Below are 14,737 nucleotides of genomic sequence, written 5' to 3' on the forward strand. Positions count from 1 at the left end.
GCGTGCTCATGGCAATGGCCGGGCTTGTCCCGGCCATTTTTCATTCAAGCCTCCAGCCGGCTATGAAGCCTCTTCAACGAAGCGCACCAGCACCGTTCCGTCGGTGACCTGCTCGCCCTCGGTGGCGATTTCCGCGATCACGCCGTCATGGCTGGCCGCGATCGTGTGCTCCATCTTCATCGCTTCCAGGATCAGTAGCGGCTGGCCCTTGATCACCCTTTCGCCCTTTGCCGCGCGCACCAGCTTGACCACGCCTGGCATCGGCGCGCGCAGGCTGCCGGAAGCGGCGGCCGCCTCGTCGGTGCGCGCCAGCGGATCCGGGACGAGGAAACTGTAGCCGACCGCGCCTTCGAATACGGTGACGTGGCCTGGCCAGCGGGCAAGGCGAGGGGCGGCGCGAAGATCATGCGAATTGACGCTGTCATAGGGCGCGTCCAGCGCCACCTCGAAGCGCCCGTCCGGCCGCACTGAAACACGCGCCAGTATATCGTCCTCGCCATGGCGCAGGCGCGTGCGGCGCGCAATGCTGTGGAAATGCGTATAGCCGGCAAGCGACGACCACGGATCGTTCGACGGCGGCAAGGCACCGGCGCCCGCTGCGGCAAGGGCCGCCGCGGCAACGATCTCGCTGCGCGGCGGGGCGACCGCGGTCAGCGCTTCCTGATGCCTGCCGATCAGGCCGGTATCGACATCACCGGCCGAAAAATCGGCGTCCGCGGCAAGTGCCGCGAGAAACGCGGTGTTGACGGTCGAGCCGGCAATCTCGGTCTGCGACAACGCAGTCCCGAGCGCATCGAGCGCCGCCTGCCTGTCCTTGGCGTGGACGACCAGCTTGGCGATCATCGGATCGTAGAAGGGCGAGATCGCATCGCCGGCCCGCACGCCGGTCTCGATGCGCATGCTGGCGCCTTCGGGCGCGTTGTCGGGAAACGCCAGGTGATGCAGCGTGCCGGTCGCCGGCAGAAACCCTTTCGCCGCGTCCTCGGCATAGATGCGCGCCTCGAAGGCGTGGCCGGAAAGCGTGATTTCGCTCTGCGTCTTCGGCAGCTTTTCGCCGGCGGCTACCCGCAACTGCCACTCGACCAGGTCGGTGCCGGTGACCATTTCGGTGACGGGATGCTCGACCTGCAGGCGGGTGTTCATTTCCATGAACCAGAAGCGGTCGGCCTTCAGCCCTTGCGAGGCATCGACGATGAATTCGATGGTGCCGGCGCCGGAATAGCTGATCGCCTTGGCGGCCTTGACCGCCGCTTCCGTCATCGCCTCGCGCAGCGCCAGCGTCATGCCGGGCGCCGGCGCTTCCTCGATCACCTTTTGGTGGCGGCGCTGCGCCGAGCAGTCGCGCTCGTAGAGATGCACGGCATTGCCAAAATTGTCGCCGAACACCTGGACCTCGATGTGGCGCGGCTTGTCGACGTATTTTTCGACCAGCACGCGATCGTCGCCGAACGCGGCCTTGGCCTCGCGCCGTGCGCCTGACAGCGCTTCCGAAAAATCTTCGGGATGTTCGACGCGGCGCATGCCCTTGCCGCCGCCGCCGGCGCGCGCCTTGATCAGCACGGGATAGCCGATCTCACGCGCCTTGGACGCCAGCAGCACGATCTCCTGCGCCTCGCCATGATAGCCCGGCACCACCGGCACGCCGGCCTTTTCCATCAGCCGCTTGGCCGCATCCTTCAGCCCCATGGCGCGGATCGAGGCGGCCGACGGGCCGATTAATGTGAGCCCCGCCGCCACCACCAGGTCGACGAAATCGGGGTTTTCCGAGAGGAAGCCGTACCCGGGGTGAATTGCTTCGGCGCCGGTCGCCAGCGCCGCCGCAACAATCTTGTCGCCGCGCAGATAGCTTTCGCCGACCGGCGAGGAACCGATACTCACTGCCTCGTCGGCCATTTTGACATGCAGGGCCTTGGCGTCCGCGTCGGAATAGACGGCAACGGTGCGCACCCCCATCTTCCTGGCCGTGCGGATCACCCGGCAGGCGATCTCGCCGCGATTGGCGATCAGGATCTTGGCGAACATGGAGCCTCCAGAGTTTGTCTCGGGCGGCGCCGGTCTGGCAGGAATGAGCCTATTTCGAAGCCGCGATTTTGCAGCCGCCGCTCGCGATCTGAACCTTCCACTTTTTCAGGCCAACCTGACAGCTTCGCAACGCCAACTCTTCCGCGGCCTTCTGAGATGGCGCGTTCAGCCGCGCACCGCAGATGATGTAAAGATCGTCGACGCGCGAGTAGAATGTGGTCGCGTAGGCCGAGTGGCCACTCGCCGCGACATAGGCGTTGTACGACTTCGTGCAGGGCTCCTTTGGATTCAGTGACAACGGAGGCCAGAATCGGACGTCGCCCTTGCTTCCCGCCAGCGATCCAGCCGCTCCGATAGCGGGTGCCGTAGATACGAGCAGGCCGGCAAGCATCGATACAGTAATTCGTTTGATGCGTGTCGATTTCATCTTGCGCCGCCCATTTGAAAAATGCCCAAGCCGATGCTTGTCGGCCTACTTCGACGCCGCAACTTCGCAGCCCGCCCCTGTAATGACCTTGTAATGGCTGCGGGCGGACTCGCAGGATTTCATCGCCCGTTCTTCGGCAGCCTTCTGTGACGGTGCATTCAAGCCCGAGCCGCAGATGATGTACAACGAACGGATCCGGGCATAGGGCGTGGTCGCATAGGCCGAATGGCCGCCGGCGGCCACATAGGCGTTGTAAGCCATGGTGCACTGGTCTTTCGGGCTTTTCGGCAAATACGGATAGAAATGGATGTCGCCTTTGCTTCCCGCCAGCGATGCCGCGGCGCCAACGCCGGGTACCGCAAATATAAGCAAGACTGCAAGTACCGACGCAGTCGTTTTTCCCGAATATTTCGGCCTCATCTTTACCCCATCCCCGTTGCCCAATGCGGGATGAACAATAGCGTCTATTCTCCAGTGCCGCCAGCCTGCTCACCGAAAATTTCTTCTGCGTAGGTGGATGAACCATCTTATCCATGCAGACTAGCATCCTTCAATGGCAGCAACGGCTTGTCGGTATAGTTGAGCTGTTGGCTCGTCGAAGCAGCAGAAAATAACTGTTTCGGGCGTTGAGTTCTGTCCGACGAAGGTACCTGCGATGCCAACGGCAATCTGCGTCGCCTCATTTTTCGGATAACGGTAGATGCCGGTGGAGATCGCCGGAAATGCCACGGTCCGGCAATCCCTGGCGGCGGCGATTTCGAGCGACCTGATATAGCAGGAGGCGAGCAGCCCGGCTTCGCCTTTTCCGCCGCCTTGCCAGACAGGTCCGACCGTGTGGATGATGTAACGTGCCGGCAGGTGATAGCCCTTGGTAAGCTTTGCTTCGCCGACCTTGCAGCCGTTCAGCATCCGGCATTCGAATTCGAGCTCCGGGCCTGCGGCGCGGTGAATGGCGCCGTCGACGCCGCCGCCGCCCAGCAGCGAGGAATTGACGGCGTTGACGATGGCATCGACCGCAAGCCTGGTGATGTCGCCGGTGTGGACATGTATCCGTTCGCCGAACTTGCTCATCTACATCCTGAACACGCCGAACTTCGTTTCTTCGATGTCGGCGTTGAGCGCGGCCGAAAGGCTGAGCGCGAGCACTTCGCGCGTTTTCCCCGGATCGATGATGCCGTCGTCCCACAGCCGCGCCGAGGAGTAGAGCGGGTGGCCCTCATGCTCGTATTTCATCAGGATCGGCTTCTTGAATTTCGCTTCCTCGTCCGCGCTCCACTCACCGCCCTTGCGCTCGATGCCCTCGCGCTTGACCACCGCCAGCACGGTCGCCGCCTGTTCGCCGCCCATCACCGAAATGCGCGCGTTCGGCCACATCCACAGGAAGCGCGGCGAGTAGGCGCGGCCGCACATGCCGTAATTGCCGGCGCCGAACGACCCGCCGATGATCATCGTCACCTTCGGCACCTTGGCGGTGGCAACCGCCATCACCAGCTTGGCGCCGTCCTTGGCGATGCCGCCGGCCTCGTACTTTCGCCCGACCATGAAGCCGGTGATGTTCTGCAGGAAGATCAGCGGGATCTTGCGCTGGCAGCACAGTTCGATGAAATGCGCGCCCTTCACAGCACTTTCGGAAAACAGCACGCCATTGTTGGCGATGATGCCGACCGGCATGCCCTGAAGATGGGCAAAGCCGGTGACCAGCGTGGTGCCGTAATTCTGCTTGAACTCGTCGAACTCGGAGCCGTCGACGACGCGCGCGACCACCTCGCGCACATCATAGGGCTGGCGCAGATCCGTCGGCACGATGCCGTAGAGTTCCTGCGCGTCATGAAGCGGCGGCATGGGTTTCTGTAAGGTCAAGCTTACAGTCTTGCGCCGGTTGAGGTTTTTGACGATGCGCCGGCAGATGGCCAGCGCATGTTCGTCGTCCAGCGCATAGTGGTCGGCGACACCGGACAGCCTGGTGTGCACGTCGGCGCCGCCAAGCTCCTCGGCGCTGACATCTTCGCCCGTAGCCGCCTTCACCAGCGGCGGGCCGCCGAGAAAAATGGTCGCCTGGTTGCGCACCATGATCGTCTCGTCCGACATTGCCGGCACATAGGCGCCGCCCGCAGTACATGAGCCCATGACGCAGGCGATCTGCGGAATGCCGGCCGCCGACATGTTGGCCTGGTGGTAGAAGATGCGGCCGAAATGCTCGCGGTCGGGAAACACCTCGTCCTGGTTGGGCAGGTTGGCGCCGCCGCTGTCGACCAGATAGACGCAAGGCAGATTGTTTTGCAGCGCGATCTCCTGCGCGCGCAAATGCTTCTTCACCGTGAGCGGATAATAGGTGCCGCCCTTCACCGTGGCGTCGTTGACCACGACCATCACCTCGGTCCCTTCGACACGGCCGACGCCGGCGATGATGCCGGCCGAGGAAATCTCCTCGCCATACATGGACCATGCCGCGAACTGGCCGATCTCGAGGAAAGGCGAGCCGGTGTCGAGCAATTGCGCCAGCCGCTCGCGCGGCAACAGCTTGCCGCGCGAAACATGACGCTCGCGCGCCTCCTCCGAGCCACCGCGCTCGACGCTGGTTGCTTTCTCCGCAATGTCGGCAACCAGCGCCCGCATGCGCTCAGCATTGGCGCGGAAGGTTTCGGAGGAGGGCGAGATATGGGTTTGGAGTACGGCCATGCTAAACCCCTTCCGCCATGATCTCGCGCCCGATCAGCCAGCGGCGGATCTCGCTGGTGCCGGCGCCGATCTCGTAGAGCTTGGCGTCGCGCAACAGCCGGCCGGTCGGATACTCGTTGGTATAGCCGTTGCCGCCAAGCAGCTGGATGGCGTCGAGCGCCATCAGCGTCGCCTTTTCGGCGGCAAACAGCACGCAGCCGGCAGCATCCTTGCGTGTCGTCTGGCCGCGATCGCAGGCAGCCGCGACAGCATAAACGTAAGCGCGCGCGGCGTTCATCGTCGAATACATGTCGGCGAGCTTGCCCTGCACCAGCTGGAACTCGCCGATCGGCTGGCCGAACTGCTTGCGCTCATGCACATAGGGGACGGCAACGTCGAGGCTCGCCGCCATCAGCCCGAGCGGGCCGCCGGCGAGCACGGTGCGCTCGTAGTCGAGGCCCGACATCAGGACCTCGACGCCGCGGCCCTCCTCATGCAGCACATTGTCATAGGGCACCTCGACATTGTCGAACACCAGTTCGCCGGTGTTGGAGCCGCGCATGCCGAGCTTGTCGAGCTTTGGCGATGCCGAGAAGCCGGCCATGGTCTTTTCGACGATGAAGGCGGTGATGCCGTGCGATTTCCGCTCCGGATCGGTCTTGGCGTAGACCACCAGCGTTTCAGCGTCGGGGCCGTTGGTGATCCACATTTTCGAGCCGTTGAGCACATAGCGGTCGTTGCGCTTTTCGGCGCGCAGCTTGAGCGAGACGACGTCGGAGCCGGCGCCCGATTCCGACATGGCCAGCGCACCTGCCCTTTCGCCCGAGCACAATGCCGGCAGGAATTTCTCCTTCTGCGCAGGTGTCGCCCAGCGGTTGATCTGGTTGACGCAGAGGTTCGAATGGGCGCCGTAGGAAAGGCCGACCGAGCCCGAGGCGCGCGAAATCTCTTCCACCGCAATGACATGGGCGAGGTAGCCCATGCCGCTACCGCCGAAATCGGGATCGGCGGTGATTCCAAGCAGGCCGAGCGCGCCGAGTTCTTTCCACAGATGCGCGGGGAACTGGTTGCTGCGGTCGATCTCGGCGGCGATCGGCGCTATTTTCTCCTGGGCAAAGCGGCGCACCAGATCGCGCAGCGCCTCGATGTCCTCGTCATGCCCGAAGCTGAGTGTGTTCGTGTACATGCCGTTCCCTCCTCCCGCATGACCCCGAAATCAACTTTGATTTTCGGAAAGGATCATGCGCGAAATCAAAATGCTACAGCGTCATTTGCGCGTCCGAAGGGACGCGCGGCGCTGTAAGTCTTGCCGTCTATGTTCGCGCCAACCAGGCGCATTGTCATTGAAAGATATGTCGCCGTGACTTCAGCCATCGACAGCCGCTCGCCCGGCCGGAACCAGACGATGACGCCGGTCATCATCTGGATCAGGGCCATGGCAGTGAGCCCGGTGTCATCGACACTGAAGGCGCCGGCCTCCGCGCCGTCGCGCAGGATGGCGCGCAACTCCTTCTCATAGGCGGTGCGCATGCGAAGGATCTGCGTCAGCCGGTCATGTGACAGGCTGCGCAATTCCATGTTCGAGACATGGGTGGAGTGGCGGCGCTCGATGTGGAAAGCGATGTGGTTTTCGACATAGGCGGCAAGCCGCGTTGCCGGATCGGCAGCGTCGGGGCGTGCGGCGTCCCACGCTTCGATCAGCCCTTCCATATGTTCGCGCATCAGCGTGAACAGCAGGTCTTCCTTGGTCGGAAAATAGCGGTAGAGCGCGGCCGCCTGGACGCCGACCTCGGCGGCAAGCTGCCGCATCGACGTCGCCTCATAGCCGAAGCGGGCGATCAGGCTGACCGCTGCCTCGCGGACGGCCGCTTCAGTTTTTTCGCCGTCGGATCCCGTTGTGCGTGCCATGATCGTCTCCCGGTATTTAGTAATAAAACGAACGTTCAATTAATTCAAGCGGCAATAAAGTGGTTCTGTCTAGACAATGATCCGAAAGTCGATGGGCGCGTCGAGGAGTTCGAATTCTTCGATCTCGACCCTCGAAACCGAAGCTCCCCTTGGCCCTTGCCGGAGCCGTTCGATCATTGTGGAAACCGCAGCATCGGCACCGGCAATCGAGGCCGTCACCGTGCCGTCTCGTTCATTGCGTACCCAACCTACGAGGCCAAGCCTTATCGCTTCGCGTCGCGCCCACATCCGGTAGCCGACGCGTTGCACCTTACCATGCATGCGCGCCTGCACCGCCTTTTGCCGGTCGTTATCTCCCATGCTCAAGAACTGGCGCGGGATCGGACGAAAGCAACAGCCTTGAACGGTTGGATTGTTGTTGGATCGACGGAAGCCGGGGGCCCGGCTGGTTCTGTCTTGGCCTTTGGCGGCATTGGCAGGCCGTGTCGCGACGGCAATCGGCCGGGCTAGTTTCCCCGTGCCGCGGCGAGCGCGCCGGGCAGTTCCTCGGCAAAGATGTCGAGCTCATGATCGAGGCCGACGCTGACCCTTATGCAACGGTCGAGGCCTGGCGCCATCGGTTTGCGAATGAACACGTCGCGCGACAAAAGATTTTGCAGCACTTTCAGCGCGAAGGCGCCGTCCTTGCCGCAGTCGATGGTGACGAAATTGGTCGCCGATGGCAGCGGCTTCAGCCCGTTCGTCTCGGCAATCCCGGCTATACGTGTGCGTCCGGCAGCGACTCGCGCCACCACGCTGTGCAGCCAGTCCTGGTCGGCCAGCCCCTCGACGCCGGCGATCTGCGCCATGCGGCTGACGCCGTAATGGTTGCGGATCTTCTCGAAATCGCGGATCACCTCAGCCTCGGCCACCGCATAGCCGCAGCGAATGCCGGCCAGCCCGTATGCCTTGGAGAAGGTGCGCATGCGGATGACGTTGGGCCGCGCGACATCGATCGGCGGCAGCGCCGAGGCCGGCCCCAACTCGCCATAGGCCTCGTCGAGCACCAGCATGGTGGTTTCCGGCAACGCTTCGACGAAGCGGGTGATATCTCCTGCTTCCCACCAGCTGCCCATCGGATTGTCCGGGTTGGAGAGATAGACCAGCGGCGCCTTCTCTTTGATAACTGCCTTGAGCAGTCCGTCCAGACTTTCCTTGTCGTTTTCGTAAGGCACCGTGACCAGCCGGCCGCCGACGCCGGCAATGTGGAAATTGAAGGTCGGATAGGCGCCGAGCGAGGTGACCACCGCGTCGCCTGGCGCCACATACATGCGCGCCACCAGGCTGAGCAGCCCGTCTATGCCTTCGCCGACCACGACGTTTTCGGCGCCGATGCCGAGATGGCGGGCCGCGGCCTGCTTCAGATCGTAATTGTCGGGGTCGCAATACATCCACTGGTCACGCGCGACGCTCTCCATGCGCTCGATGACGCGCGGCGAAGGCCCGAAACTGCTCTCATTGGCGCCGATGCGGGCGCGAAAAGCACGTCCGCGCTCGCGCTCCTGCGCCTCCGGGCCGACAAACGGCACCGTCGAGGGAAGCGCGCCGACAAGCGGCGTGAGGGCAGGGCGCTGGCGCATGGCAAAGGCTCACGAGAAGAGGGGCCTTCTTGCTAGCGTGCCCGATAGGACGGCGCAAGTTCTGGCGCGGCTGGAAATAGTGGCCATGCCCGTGATGAAATCGGCGCGGGTGGCCACGCTCTACGACCTGACCGCCGGTAGGCGGCAGCCTTTTGAAGGCCACTGCAGCCAATGACATGGCGACGGATCCTTCAAAAAAACCCGGCGGTTGCCCGCCGGGTTTGCTTTTCAGCCAGGCTGAGCGTCTTAGAACGAGCGCTGGAAGCGGAGGAGACCGCCGATGCTGCTCTTCTTGTCGGCATTGGTGAAGTTGGAGAAGTTGGCGTCGTCGAACTTGCCTGCGTTGAGGTAGTCGACTTCGGCCGTGACCGTGAAGCCGGGAACAACGTCGTAGGCGATGTTCGCAGCGACGCCGAGGTTCTTCCATTCGTCATACGAGACCTGGGCGTTGAACGAGGTCTTCTCGTTGATGGTGTAAGTGCCGCCACCCCAGAATGCCCAGTTGCCGCCCCACTGCTTGTAGAAGCCACGGCCGCCAGCGTCGATCGCATAGCTCGAGTCCGTCAAATTGTCGTCGGTGCCGTAGCCGCCCATGATGAACAGCGACAGGTTCTGCATCGGGGTGATGTCCACACGCACCTTGCCGGCGACTTCTTCATAGTTGCTGTCGTACGCGACGACGCCGGTGATGGCGCCCCAGCCCTGCGTGTACTTCAAGCCGCCGACGACATGCGGAACGTAGCTGTCGATGGTGTCGAAGCCCGAGCCTTCTTCGAGAGAGACCACGGCCGAGAAGCCGTTGCCCGCATCGAAGTAGTACTGGACGACGTTGGTGTCGAAGTCGCCGTAGGGAACGAGCGTATCCTGAAGGACGTTGCCGGCGTAGCCGATGAACGTGTCGAAGGCCGATTCGTCCTTACCGACGCGCAGGCCACCGAGCTGGATCCAGGCGAAGTTCAGCGAAACGTTCTTGTTGCCGGCAGGGTTGGAGTTGAACTCGTCTGCTTCCGTTGCCGGATCGTCTGCCGACGGATAGCCGTTACGATTGCCGAAGTTGAAGCGGGTCTCGGTGTAGGTCTTCAAGGTGCCGAGTTCGGTTTCCTGGCCGGTCCAGGTCTTCAGCGTGAAACGGGCGTTCTTGTAGAAGGTATCCTGCTCGTCGCCATCCTTATGGTCGAAGGACCTCGCACCGTCGAACGAGCCGACGTCGCCGACGCCGATGTCGTAACGGACATAGCCGCCGATGCGCAGGCAGGTTTCGGTGCCGGGAATGTAGAAGTAGCCGGCGCCGTAGACGTCGCAGATCTTGACGTATTCAGCCGGTTCCGGCTCGGCGACGACGACGGCGTCGGCGGCGCGCGCACCGGAAACTGCGATCAAGGCCGCAGCGGAGCCGAGAAGAAGGCTCTTAATGTTCATTTTCTGACCTCCAGTCAGAATCGAACAAGACAGTGAAGCCGGCGACAGGCGTTTTCTCTGTAACCAATTGTTATTGTTGAAGTTTAATGAAATAATGGACCTTTGCGGCAGGTGATGCGGCCATCACCACAGGCGCTTGTTGGCGAAAGCATGCCCTGAACCGGACTTGAGATAGCGCTCGAATGAAGCTGCCTTGGCCTGGTTCGAAAAGGCCATATAGGTGACGATCCGCCACGGCAGAAACTTGGATGTATGGCTGGATTTCCCCGCATTGTGCTCGACGAGCCGTCGTTTCAGGTCCGTCGTTATGCCGATATAGCGTTCGCCTTCCGCAGCCGTACTCTCCAGAAGATACACATACCACATGAGCTGCTCTCCTTTGCCGGGGCTTCGGAGGGCATCCTCTCCGCCATCCTGCTTCGCGCTGAGGTGGGCTTGTCCTGCGAAGCTCGAAGAGCGAAGCAGGACTGCCAATCGAATTTTGCAAGGGATTCTCTGGGCTTACGCTGTGCGGCACGTAGCACACCACACGGTCCGGCCCTCCTACGCCAAGGCTTCGCCGGCCCTCCTACGCCAAGGCTTCGGAAGGCATCCTCTCCGCCATCCTGCTTCGCGCTGAGGGTTGGGCTTGTCCTGCGAAGCTCGAAGAGCGAAGCAGGATGGCGGAGAGGATGGGATTCGAACCCACGAGAAGCTTTTGACCTCTACTCCCTTAGCAGGGGAGCGCCTTCGACCACTCGGCCACCTCTCCGTTGCGCCGCTGGATAAAGAAAAGCGCGGGCACAATCAACAAGCCGGCGCCATTATCTCTGAAAATTCCGGATTCGGCTGCAGCGCCGCCTTTTGCATGCGGCGAATCTGCGGCGGTTCCCTGGCTGGCGAGTCGGCGACATGGCCGCAATCTCGGCCGTTCATCGCCGAATTCGGCCGCATTCCGGCGCTGCGGCAAGGGCTGCGGACCCTTCGATAGTTAATGAGAGCTTTCTGACTGAGGCCAAATCGTGTCATTTGTGCAACAACGCATGGGGATAGCGCCCGCATAGCCCTTTCGCCGGTACGATCGTGGTTGAACGCCGCCGCCTCATGGGTAATGTCGATTTCGAAGGAGCGGCGCGGTGCGCATCTTTTTCGGTAGTGGGGATGGGGCAGGGAACGCTGTCCTTCAGCAAAGAATACCCAGACCCGTTTTTTAACTTTTGACTGGAGGTCAGAAAATGAACATTAAGAGCCTTCTCCTCGGCTCCGCTGCGGCCTTGATCGCAGTTTCCGGTGCGCGCGCCGCCGACGCCGTCGTCGTCGCCGAGCCGGAACCGGCTGAATACGTCAAGATTTGCGACGTTTACGGCTCGGGCTACTTCTACATCCCCGGCACCGAAACCTGCCTGCGCATCGGCGGCTACATCCGTTACGACATCAGCGGTGGCGATGTCGGCTCGTTCGACGGTGCCAAGACCTTCGACGCGAAGGATGGCGACGAGAACGACACTTGGCGCAAGAAGGCCCGCTTCACACTGAAGACCTGGACCGGCCAGGAAACCGAACTCGGCACCTTGAAGACATTCACCGAGACCCGCTGGAATTTCGGCAACCGCAACGACTATGCCTCCAATGCCACCGACGATGACAATTTTGCTACCAACTCGGGTGTTTCGCTGAACTTCGCCTGGATCCAGCTCGGTGGTCTCCGCGTCGGTAAGGACGAATCGGCCTTCAACACGTTCATTGGCTACGCCGGCAACGTCATCCAGGATACGCTCGTTCCCTACGGCGATTTCGACACCAACGTCATCCAGTACTACTTCGACGCTGGCAACGGCTTCTCCGCCGTTCTCTCGCTCGAAGAAGGCTCGGGCGACGGCGTTGATGGTTTCTACGGCAAGGGTACGATCGACAGCTACGTTCCGCATGTGGTCGGCGGCGTGAAGTACACGCAGGGCTGGGGCTCCATCACCGGCGTGCTCGCTTATGACAGCAACTATGAAGAAGTCGCCGGCAAGGTTCGTTTGGACATCACCCCGATGCAGAACCTGTCGCTGTTCATCATGGGCGGCTACGGCACCGACGATAACTACACGGATGCGGGCTACGCCTTCGACGCTGGCGGCCGCGGCTTCTACAAGCAGTGGGACGGCAACTGGGCAGTCTGGGGTGGTGGCACCTACACCATCAACGAGAAGACCTCGTTCAATGTCCAGGTCTCGTATGACGAAGGTGAGAACCTCGGCGTCGCAGCCAACATCGCTTACGACGTTGTCCCAGGCTTTACTGTCACGGCCGAAGTTGACTACCTCAATGCAGGCAGCATCGATGACACTGCCTTTGGCGCGAACCACAATTGGACCAATGCAGACAGCGACAGCAACATCGGCGGCATGCTCCGCTTCCAGCGCTCGTTCTAAGGGCTGGCTTTAGACAGGTGAATACCAGCCCGGGCGCATCTACGCCCGGGCTGTTTTTGTTTCGTGACTGGAACAAGGCAAGCAGAAGGAACAGGGGGAATCGGCAGCTGAACAGTCCGTAGGGTGAGTTCGTGGGATCCGCTGATGGGCGGATGAATTCACAACTGCGTGATTAAATCTCTTGAAAGGACGCTTCCAAGCGGGTAGGTCTGACTCTATCCACTCGGGGGTGTGGCAATTTATGACCATCGACGCGATACAAGAGGGCGACCCCTCCGAACATTTCTCAATGTTCTCTTCTCAAAATGCGAAGATAAAATACAGCTACAACAAGATCAGAGAAGTAAAGTCGCACCGGGTCGGAGAGCTTTTTTCAGCATACCGAGACATACTCTGGGATGATGGGCGACATAAATACAATGTCAGCTCCTTCATCGGCGAAATAGACGAGATTCTCCTCGGAGAACGGTTCAGCGCCTTTGACCAGAGCACCCTGGACAACCTTATCGGCACCTTGCGCCAGCGCGGCAACAGCAACGCAACCATCAATCGAAAGATGGCTGCCCTCAGCAAACTGCTGCGCAAGGCTTACAAGATGGGGGATATCCACAGCCTGCCCGAGTTCCGCCGCCAGAAAGAGCGGGCGGGACGGATTCGTTTCCTCGAAAGGGACGAAGAAGCAAGGCTGTTCGCCGCCATCAGGACCCGCAGCGAGGATGCCTACCGTCTCTCGGTCTTTCTCGTCGACACCGGTTGCCGCCTTGGCGAAGCGCTCGGACTGATCTGGAACGACATCCAGGAACATCGCGTCTCGTTCTGGATCACCAAATCCGGCCGCAGCCGCACCATCCCGATGACCGAGCGGGTCAAGGAGGTCATCAAACTGCCCCCGTCAGAGGGCCGCCGGCCCAAGGGCCCGTTCACCAAACTCAGCCAGGCACAGTTTCGCGCCATCTGGAACGATGCCAAGGCTGAAGTCGGTCTCGGCGCCGACGACCAGGTGGTGCCGCACATCTTGCGCCATACCTGCGCGTCGCGTCTTGTCCAGGGCGGCATCGACATCCGCCGCGTTCAGATGTGGCTCGGCCACCAGACGCTTTCGATGACCATGCGCTACGCACATCTGGCCACTAACGATCTCGACGGCTGCGTCGTCGTGCTGGAGACACCACGCGGCGAAGGGCTGTCCGGCGATGGAAAAAGCTCGGCCTTCGCATCGCCGCTAACCACGGCCTCAGTGCCAGCGCCTGCTCAGAAAAGTAAAGCGGCAGCGGCGAAGGCACCCAAGGCGCCCCGGAAAAGCTCGAAAGCCAAATAGTTACCCAAGGCTTTCATATACTGCCACGACAACCCCAGGATCAGAGTTGATCTTGGGGTTTACTTTATCCGATCCAAACATTCCGCTTCATCCAGGAAAGCCGCGATAGCGCCCGGCAGGTTGCCTGTCTCCAGGAAGGGGGCATGGCCCTGGCCCTCGACGGTGATCGCCGCCATGCCGGGATGACGCTTTTGCATCTCGTCGAGTGTGTCGGCCGACAATAGTTTCGAGTTGGCGCCCCGAATGGCAAGCAAAGGTATCGCCGCCAGCGCCTCGAACTGCGGCCACAGATCCGGCAACGGCTTGCTGAGGTCGAGGCCCGCCACCGTCTCGACCAGTTGGGGGTCGAAATCCGGCAGCAGGAGGCCTTCGTCCGTCTCGCGGTAGAGCGCCGACACCATCCGCTCCCAATCCGCCTCGGTCAGAGCGGGAAAATCCGCCCCGTGCGCGACGCGTTGCGCATCGATCGCCTCAGCGCGGCTCTTCGGTTTCGGTGCCGGGTCGAGATAGGTTTGGATATGGGCCAACCCCGCTGCCTCGATCACCGGTCCGATGTCGTTCAGCACTATGGCTTTCAGTATGGCTGGCCGCAGCGCGCCGAGCACGTGGATGATCAGTCCGCCACGCGATGTGCCGATGAAGGCCGCTTCCTCGACGTCCAGGGCAGCCAGCCCGGCGAGGACATCGCCGGCCTCGATGCCGATAGTGTAATGGCCGATATCAGGGTCGTAAGCGGACTGGCCGCGGCCGCGATAGTCGAAGGCGATGACCTTGCGCGGATTGTCGGTCCGCGACAGATAAAGCGCCAGCTCATGGAAATCGCGCGCGTTGCGGGTCAGGCCGGGCAGGCAGACCACCGGCGAGGTTCCCGAGTTTGTCTCACCGTAGATGCGAGCGTGAAGTCTGAGGCCGTCCGGCGCTGTGTAGAAGAAATCGGAAAAGCCGTCGGTGCTCGACATATTGAAAG

Annotated in this window: 14 protein-coding genes and 1 tRNA gene; 2 read left to right on the plus strand and 13 right to left on the minus strand. The window is 61.7% G+C overall.

Annotated features, from left to right (window positions below; translation table 11 throughout):
* Nucleotides 1–60: 60 nt before the first annotated feature.
* The 12 genes from NLY36_RS26265 to NLY36_RS26320 form a co-directional block, all read right to left on the minus strand.
* Nucleotides 61–2,022, minus strand: coding sequence for an acetyl/propionyl/methylcrotonyl-CoA carboxylase subunit alpha (locus NLY36_RS26265; RefSeq protein ID WP_023698600.1), 1,962 nt, complete (start codon nt 2,020–2,022; stop codon nt 61–63).
* Between the two features lie 49 nt (nt 2,023–2,071).
* Nucleotides 2,072–2,449 (minus strand): hypothetical protein, encoded by a 378-nt coding sequence (locus NLY36_RS26270; protein WP_023735527.1) that lies wholly within the window; start codon nt 2,447–2,449, stop codon nt 2,072–2,074.
* A gap of 45 nt (nt 2,450–2,494) precedes the next feature.
* Nucleotides 2,495–2,869: a hypothetical protein gene (locus NLY36_RS26275; RefSeq protein ID WP_023670207.1), complete on the minus strand. Its 375-nt coding sequence runs from the start codon at nt 2,867–2,869 to the stop codon at nt 2,495–2,497.
* A gap of 120 nt (nt 2,870–2,989) precedes the next feature.
* Nucleotides 2,990–3,520, minus strand: coding sequence for an O-acetyl-ADP-ribose deacetylase (locus NLY36_RS26280; RefSeq protein ID WP_023698602.1), 531 nt, complete (start codon nt 3,518–3,520; stop codon nt 2,990–2,992).
* Complete coding sequence (locus NLY36_RS26285) at nt 3,521–5,128, minus strand: carboxyl transferase domain-containing protein (RefSeq protein ID WP_023698603.1); 1,608 nt, start codon at nt 5,126–5,128, stop codon at nt 3,521–3,523. It abuts the gene before it with no gap.
* A 1-nt stretch (nt 5,129) separates the two neighbouring features.
* Nucleotides 5,130–6,293: an isovaleryl-CoA dehydrogenase gene (locus tag NLY36_RS26290; protein WP_023735526.1), complete on the minus strand. Its 1,164-nt coding sequence runs from the start codon at nt 6,291–6,293 to the stop codon at nt 5,130–5,132.
* Nucleotides 6,294–6,358: 65 nt separating this feature from the next.
* Nucleotides 6,359–7,015, minus strand: coding sequence for a TetR/AcrR family transcriptional regulator (locus NLY36_RS26295; protein ID WP_023735525.1), 657 nt, complete (start codon nt 7,013–7,015; stop codon nt 6,359–6,361).
* Between the two features lie 69 nt (nt 7,016–7,084).
* Nucleotides 7,085–7,375 carry an acylphosphatase gene (locus NLY36_RS26300; RefSeq protein ID WP_023735524.1) on the minus strand — a complete coding sequence of 97 codons (291 nt, stop codon included), beginning with the start codon at nt 7,373–7,375 and terminating at the stop codon, nt 7,085–7,087.
* A 146-nt stretch (nt 7,376–7,521) separates the two neighbouring features.
* On the minus strand, nt 7,522–8,634 hold the full coding sequence (locus tag NLY36_RS26305) for a pyridoxal phosphate-dependent aminotransferase (protein WP_023735523.1): 1,113 nt from the start codon (nt 8,632–8,634) through the stop codon (nt 7,522–7,524).
* 246 nt (nt 8,635–8,880) lie between these two features.
* Nucleotides 8,881–10,053: a porin gene (locus NLY36_RS26310; protein WP_286461568.1), complete on the minus strand. Its 1,173-nt coding sequence runs from the start codon at nt 10,051–10,053 to the stop codon at nt 8,881–8,883.
* A gap of 123 nt (nt 10,054–10,176) precedes the next feature.
* On the minus strand, nt 10,177–10,419 hold the full coding sequence (locus NLY36_RS26315) for a GIY-YIG nuclease family protein (RefSeq protein ID WP_023670218.1): 243 nt from the start codon (nt 10,417–10,419) through the stop codon (nt 10,177–10,179).
* A 294-nt stretch (nt 10,420–10,713) separates the two neighbouring features.
* A tRNA-Ser gene (locus NLY36_RS26320) sits at nt 10,714–10,804 on the minus strand.
* 463 nt (nt 10,805–11,267) lie between these two features.
* Here NLY36_RS26320 and NLY36_RS26325 point away from each other — a divergent pair.
* Both NLY36_RS26325 and NLY36_RS26330 read left to right on the plus strand, forming a co-directional pair.
* Nucleotides 11,268–12,452, plus strand: coding sequence for a porin (locus tag NLY36_RS26325; RefSeq protein WP_023735519.1), 1,185 nt, complete (start codon nt 11,268–11,270; stop codon nt 12,450–12,452).
* Between the two features lie 241 nt (nt 12,453–12,693).
* Entirely contained in the window at nt 12,694–13,770 is a 1,077-nt protein-coding gene (locus tag NLY36_RS26330; protein WP_023735518.1) for a tyrosine-type recombinase/integrase, read from the plus strand.
* A 59-nt stretch (nt 13,771–13,829) separates the two neighbouring features.
* Here NLY36_RS26330 and NLY36_RS26335 read toward each other — a convergent pair whose 3' ends face one another.
* A complete protein-coding gene (locus NLY36_RS26335; RefSeq protein WP_023735517.1) occupies nt 13,830–14,729 on the minus strand; it encodes an alpha/beta fold hydrolase in 900 nt (299 codons plus the stop codon).
* Nucleotides 14,730–14,737 lie beyond the last annotated feature (8 nt).

It is taken from the genome of Mesorhizobium sp. C399B, assembly GCF_030323185.1.
In the GTDB taxonomy this organism is placed as follows: Bacteria; Pseudomonadota; Alphaproteobacteria; order Rhizobiales; family Rhizobiaceae; genus Mesorhizobium.

Excerpts from the sequence above, each read along its gene's own strand:
- NLY36_RS26265 (WP_023698600.1), bottom strand. The coding sequence starts at position 2,022 with ATGTTCGCCAAGATCCTGATCGCCAATCGCGGCGAGATCGCCTGCCGG.
- NLY36_RS26270 (WP_023735527.1), bottom strand. The coding sequence starts at position 2,449 with ATGAAATCGACACGCATCAAACGAATTACTGTATCGATGCTTGCCGGC.
- NLY36_RS26275 (WP_023670207.1), bottom strand. The coding sequence starts at position 2,869 with ATGAGGCCGAAATATTCGGGAAAAACGACTGCGTCGGTACTTGCAGTC.
- NLY36_RS26280 (WP_023698602.1), bottom strand. The coding sequence starts at position 3,520 with ATGAGCAAGTTCGGCGAACGGATACATGTCCACACCGGCGACATCACC.
- NLY36_RS26285 (WP_023698603.1), bottom strand. The coding sequence starts at position 5,128 with ATGGCCGTACTCCAAACCCATATCTCGCCCTCCTCCGAAACCTTCCGC.
- NLY36_RS26290 (WP_023735526.1), bottom strand. The coding sequence starts at position 6,293 with ATGTACACGAACACACTCAGCTTCGGGCATGACGAGGACATCGAGGCG.
- NLY36_RS26295 (WP_023735525.1), bottom strand. The coding sequence starts at position 7,015 with ATGGCACGCACAACGGGATCCGACGGCGAAAAAACTGAAGCGGCCGTC.
- NLY36_RS26300 (WP_023735524.1), bottom strand. The coding sequence starts at position 7,375 with ATGGGAGATAACGACCGGCAAAAGGCGGTGCAGGCGCGCATGCATGGT.
- NLY36_RS26305 (WP_023735523.1), bottom strand. The coding sequence starts at position 8,634 with ATGCGCCAGCGCCCTGCCCTCACGCCGCTTGTCGGCGCGCTTCCCTCG.
- NLY36_RS26310 (WP_286461568.1), bottom strand. The coding sequence starts at position 10,053 with ATGAACATTAAGAGCCTTCTTCTCGGCTCCGCTGCGGCCTTGATCGCA.
- NLY36_RS26315 (WP_023670218.1), bottom strand. The coding sequence starts at position 10,419 with ATGTGGTATGTGTATCTTCTGGAGAGTACGGCTGCGGAAGGCGAACGC.
- NLY36_RS26325 (WP_023735519.1), top strand. The coding sequence starts at position 11,268 with ATGAACATTAAGAGCCTTCTCCTCGGCTCCGCTGCGGCCTTGATCGCA.
- NLY36_RS26330 (WP_023735518.1), top strand. The coding sequence starts at position 12,694 with ATGACCATCGACGCGATACAAGAGGGCGACCCCTCCGAACATTTCTCA.
- NLY36_RS26335 (WP_023735517.1), bottom strand. The coding sequence starts at position 14,729 with ATGTCGAGCACCGACGGCTTTTCCGATTTCTTCTACACAGCGCCGGAC.